This window comes from Microbacterium sp. (assembly GCF_035554235.1).
GTDB lineage: Bacteria > Actinomycetota > Actinomycetes > Actinomycetales > Microbacteriaceae > Microbacterium.
The window spans coordinates 1-4,516 of sequence record NZ_DATMIO010000252.1; the positions used below are offsets into that span (position 1 = coordinate 1).

The following is a 4,516-nucleotide window of genomic DNA, read 5'->3' on the forward strand; positions in this document are numbered from 1 at the left end:
GGGACGGTAACGTGTTCTCTTGTGCACGTACTCAGCGTCAGCTCCCTCAAGGGAGGCGTCGGAAAGACGACGGTGACTCTGGGCCTCGCATCAGCGGCTTTCGCCCGCGGGGTCCGGACGCTCGTCGTCGACCTCGACCCCCAATCCGATGTCTCCACCGGCATGGATATCCAGGTCGCCGGTCGCCTCAACGTGGCCGATGTGCTGGCCAACCCCAAGGACAAGGTGGTCAGGCAGGCCATCACGTCGAGCGGCTGGGCGAAGGTGCACCCCGGGACGATCGACGTCATGATCGGGAGCCCGTCGGCCATCAACTTCGACGGCCCTCATCCGAGCGTCCGCGATGTGTGGAAGCTCGAGGAGGCGCTCGCGACCGTCGAGGCCGACTACGACCTCGTGCTGATCGACTGCGCGCCCTCCCTGAACGCGCTGACGCGCACGGCGTGGGCCGCGAGCGACCGCGTGATCGTCGTGACCGAACCCGGGCTGTTCTCGGTCGCCGCCGCCGACCGCGCGCTGCGCGCGATCGAGGAGATCCGCCGTGGCCTCTCCCCTCGCCTGCAGCCGCTCGGTGTCGTCGTGAACCGCGTGCGCCCCCAGTCGATCGAGCATCAGTTCCGCATCAAGGAACTGCGTGACATGTTCGGGCCGCTCGTGCTCTCCCCGCAGCTTCCCGAGCGCACGTCGCTCCAGCAGGCGCAGGGCGCGGCGAAGCCGCTGCACATCTGGCCCGGGGACTCCGCGCAGGAGCTCGCGGCCGATTTCGACGCCCTCCTCGACCGCGTCATGCGCACAGGACGCATTCCCGTGCCGTCCGAGGTCGGCGGCCGCACCGGCCCGTAGCCGTTCCATGCCTCGAGCCGAGCGCCTGGGCGCCCTGCGCAGCGGGACGAAGGGCTACGCCGTGCGCGCCGCGCGACGTGCGGACAGCTCGTCGACGGTCTCGGGCACCTGCGCGTCGAAGTCGACGAGCGTCGACTCGACCTCGCGGAGCACCTTGCCGACGGCGATGCCGAAGACGCCCTGGCCGCGGCTGACGAGGTCGATGACCTCGTCGTTCGAGGTGCAGAGGTAGACCGAGGCCCCATCGCTCATGAGCGTGGTGCCGGCGAGATCGCGGATGCCCGCGGCCCGCAGCTGATCGACCGCGGTGCGGATCTGCTGCAGCGAGATGCCGGTGTCGAGCAGGCGCTTGACGAGCTTCAGCACGAGGATGTCGCGGAAGCCGTACAGCCGCTTCGAGCCGGAGCCCTTCGCCCCGCGCACGGTGGGTTCGACGAGCTCGGTGCGTGCCCAGTAGTCGAGCTGGCGGTAGGTGATACCGGCCGCGCGCGCCGCCACCGCTCCGCCATAGCCGACTTCGTCGTCCATGTCGGGGAGGCCGTCGGTGAAGAGAAGATCGGCCGCGAACTGCGGTTCGCCGCTCAATTCGCCAGCATTCATGCTCGCGTCCTCCTCACAGGGTCGGGATACTTCCACGCTAGATGAGGGGCATCCTCCGGGCAACGACATCCGCCACTCGGCGTTCGGCGTGTCGCGGCGAACGCGGAGAATCGACGCGTTCCGCCGAGAGCCCCGACGTCCCCTACGACACGATACGCCCGAGGGCGTTCTTCACGAAGATCGCGCGCACATCGTCGAGGCGATTCGCGAGTTCGGGCGCCAGCTCGCTGGCCTTGGCCCGGGAACCGGCATCGGTGCGTCGCAGCAGCGCCGAGAGTGCGGACTCGATGAGGGCCACCTCGCGCTCAGCGCTCTGCCGCATGCCGCGCAGGTGCCGGGGCTCGATGCCGTGCCGGTCCAGAGCCACGAGCGCGCGGACCAGCGAGACCGCCTGCTCGTCGTACGTGTCGGCCGCCGTGAGCACGCCGGTGCTGATGGCGTCGTTCAGGAGCTGCGGGGCCGCTCCGGATGCCGCGAGCAGATCCTCCCGGCGGTACCGGCGGGCGGCGGGCACGATCGAGGGCGGCGTGAGGGCGGTCGGCGTGACCGGGTCGCGGCCCGCGTCGATGTCGGCGAGGTAGTCGCGGATCACGCTGAGCGGGAGGTAGTGATCGCGCTGAAGGGTGAGCGCGAGGCGCAGCCGATCCAGATCGGCGAGCGAGAACTTGCGGTAGCCCGAGTCGGTGCGCGAGGGGCTGATGATTCCCTGCACTTCGAGGAATCGCAGCTTGGATGTCGTCAGCTGCGGAAACTCGGGGGTCAGTCGAGCGAGCACTTGACCGATGCTGAGAAGCCCCGCGGACGTTGACCGTGCGCGGGCGGAGGCGGCCGGCATCAGCCGTCCGCGGCCTGGGCCTGAGCCTGGTCTGCGGGCGAGGAGAAGAAATTGAGGCGGAACTTGCCGATGCGCACTTCGGCGCCGTTCGTCAGCACGCCCCGGTCGGCGCGTTCGCCGTTCAGGTAGGTGCCGTTCAGCGAACGCTGATCGATGATCTCGAAGGTGTCGCCCACTCGCGTGATCTCGGCGTGACGGCGGGACACGGTGACGTCGTCGAAGAAGATGTCGGCTTCAGGATGCCGGCCCACGGTCGTCACGTCGGTGTCGAGCAGGTAGCGGGCGCCGGCCGTGGGGCCGGAGCGCACCAGCAGAAGCGCGGCGTGCGACGGCAGCGCGGAGATGGCCTCGATCTCGGTCGTGGTCAGTTCGCTGCCGAACGGTACGAAGGACAGATCGGAGTCGTGGCCGAACGTCTGGGTGGTGTCGCTCGACCGCGACCCCGGCGCTCCGGGGACGTCGGACTCGCGCCGAATGTCCCTCGACTCGGGACGGTACTCCGCATCAGACACGCTCAGCCTCCTTCGCAGCCAGCCTAGCCGATCGTGTCCGGGCGGACACCCGGCGCTTCCCATGAAATCGACCGGCGCCGCAATGTTTCGTCCTGTGTCACCCGAGGTGATTCGAGGGAAGATTCCCCATACTGTGGCGGAACTCGACGCTACCGCGAAAGGACCCTCCCGTGTCTAGCCCTCTCCGCCCGATTCCCGCCCTCCAGGTGCGTGAGCGTGTGGCATGCATGTGCGAGCACGGCGGAGACTGCACGGCGTTCGCACCGGGTCACGGCATCCACCTGATCCAGGCGCGCCTCGCCTCGGCGACGCCCGCCGAGTGGGTGGATGCGATCGTCGAGCGCGTGCACGCCGAGGCCGGGGTCATCCACCTGCGCACGCTCGACGGCGACGCGGTCGCCCTCTGGAACGCCGCGGGCGCCGGCCACGTGGTGTTCGAGGGCGCGCCGGTCTCGCTGCACGAGCGCTACCACGTGCTCGCTGTGGGGACGGCCCGCTTCAACGTGCTGCGCGGCTGACCCCTCACGCCATAGCGCTCATCGCGTTCTTCATGGCCATGCAGGCGTCCATGCAGGCCTGGCAGGCCTGAGCGCACATGCGGCACACGTCGCTCATGTCGGCGTGCGTCATGCACTCGTCCATGCATGCCTTGCACATCGCCATGCACGCGTCGAGCATCGCCATCATGCTCGTGGTGTCCATGCCCATCGGACGCATCATGGCGCGCATCATCGTGTTGCACATGTCGGCGCAGTTCATGCACATGGCCGAGCACGACATCATCGAGCCGTCCATCTGCTGCGCGGAGCACACCGTACACGCCTGCTCGCAGGCCGAGCAGGCGTCCATACACGCCTGCATCATGGCCATGTCCATGTTCTCCATACCGGCCATCGGCATCATGCCCTTCGACATCATGCCCATCATCATCGAGTCCACGTCACACTCCTCGCTCATGTGCGGGACGGGGGCCCCGCTCTGAACCGCAGATTACTCCCGGAAGGTTCCGGCGTCAGCCCCTCCCGAGGATGCTCAGCATCAATTCACACGGGCGTCATATCTCTCCGTGCGCGGGGCACGGCCCCCCGGAGCCGCCGGTAGGCTCGAACGGATGTCTGCAGACACCCGAACCCCCTCGCGCCGGCCGCTTCACGGCATCCTGTTCCTGCTCGTCACGGGGCTGATCGCGTTCGCGGCGCCGCTCGCCGCCGCGACGCCGGCGTTCGCCCATGACGAGCTGCTCTCGAGCGATCCGGCCGCCGACGCGGTGCTCGCCGAAGCGCCGGGCCAGGTCACGCTCACCTTCAGCGCCGACCTCATCACCGGCGAGGGGGCGACCGAAGTGCAGGTTCTGGATGCCGCGGGCACGGCGGTCGGCGACGGCGACGCGGTGACCGAGGGCACGAGCGTGACCCAGCCGCTCGCGGCCGACCTCGGGAACGGCGCCTACCGCGTGCTGTGGAAGGTCGTCTCGAGCGACGGACACCCCACATCCGGGGAGTTCGCGTTCACCGTCGATGCCCCCGTCGCGACGCCGAGCGCGTCGCAGTCCGAGACGACCGAGCCGTCGGCGGAGCCCACCGCCGCGGTTCCGTCGGCGAGCGAGGCCCCATCGGCCGAAAGCGTCGGGACCTCGTCCGCCGTGCCGTGGGTGATCGCCGGGATCATCGCCGCGGCCGTGGTGGTCGCCGTCGTGTACCTGCTGGCCGCGCGGGCCCGCCGGCAG

Annotated in this window: 7 protein-coding genes; 3 read left to right on the forward strand and 4 right to left on the reverse strand. The window is 69.3% G+C overall.

Features of this window, described 5'->3' with window-relative positions:
• The first annotated feature begins 21 nt into the window (after positions 1-21).
• Positions 22-843 carry a ParA family protein gene (locus VNT50_RS12595; RefSeq protein ID WP_325485462.1) on the forward strand — a complete coding sequence of 274 codons (822 nt, stop codon included), beginning with the start codon at positions 22-24 and terminating at the stop codon, positions 841-843.
• Between the two features lie 54 nt (positions 844-897).
• On the opposite strand, the gene VNT50_RS12600 is transcribed toward VNT50_RS12595, so the two are convergent.
• From VNT50_RS12600 to VNT50_RS12610, 3 genes are all read right to left on the reverse strand, one after another.
• Positions 898-1,443 (reverse strand): MerR family transcriptional regulator, encoded by a 546-nt coding sequence (locus tag VNT50_RS12600; RefSeq protein WP_325485458.1) that lies wholly within the window; start codon positions 1,441-1,443, stop codon positions 898-900.
• Positions 1,444-1,585: 142 nt separating this feature from the next.
• Entirely contained in the window at positions 1,586-2,278 is a 693-nt protein-coding gene (gene ftsR, locus VNT50_RS12605; RefSeq protein WP_325485459.1) for a transcriptional regulator FtsR, read from the reverse strand.
• Positions 2,278-2,754 carry an FHA domain-containing protein gene (locus tag VNT50_RS12610; RefSeq protein WP_325485463.1) on the reverse strand — a complete coding sequence of 159 codons (477 nt, stop codon included), beginning with the start codon at positions 2,752-2,754 and terminating at the stop codon, positions 2,278-2,280. Before VNT50_RS12610 ends, ftsR begins: the two co-directional genes overlap by 1 nt.
• 206 nt (positions 2,755-2,960) lie before the next feature.
• Here VNT50_RS12610 and VNT50_RS12615 point away from each other — a divergent pair, with 206 nt between their 5' ends.
• On the forward strand, positions 2,961-3,308 hold the full coding sequence (locus VNT50_RS12615; protein WP_325485460.1) for a hypothetical protein: 348 nt from the start codon (positions 2,961-2,963) through the stop codon (positions 3,306-3,308).
• A gap of 4 nt (positions 3,309-3,312) precedes the next feature.
• Here the strand turns inward: VNT50_RS12615 and VNT50_RS12620 are convergent, their stop codons facing one another.
• Complete coding sequence (locus tag VNT50_RS12620; RefSeq protein ID WP_325485464.1) at positions 3,313-3,720, reverse strand: four-helix bundle copper-binding protein; 408 nt, start codon at positions 3,718-3,720, stop codon at positions 3,313-3,315.
• A 181-nt stretch (positions 3,721-3,901) separates the two neighbouring features.
• On the opposite strand from VNT50_RS12620, the gene VNT50_RS12625 reads away from it, so the two are divergent.
• A partial coding sequence (locus VNT50_RS12625; RefSeq protein ID WP_325485461.1) for a copper resistance CopC family protein occupies positions 3,902-4,516 on the forward strand: 615 nt, incomplete at its 3' end.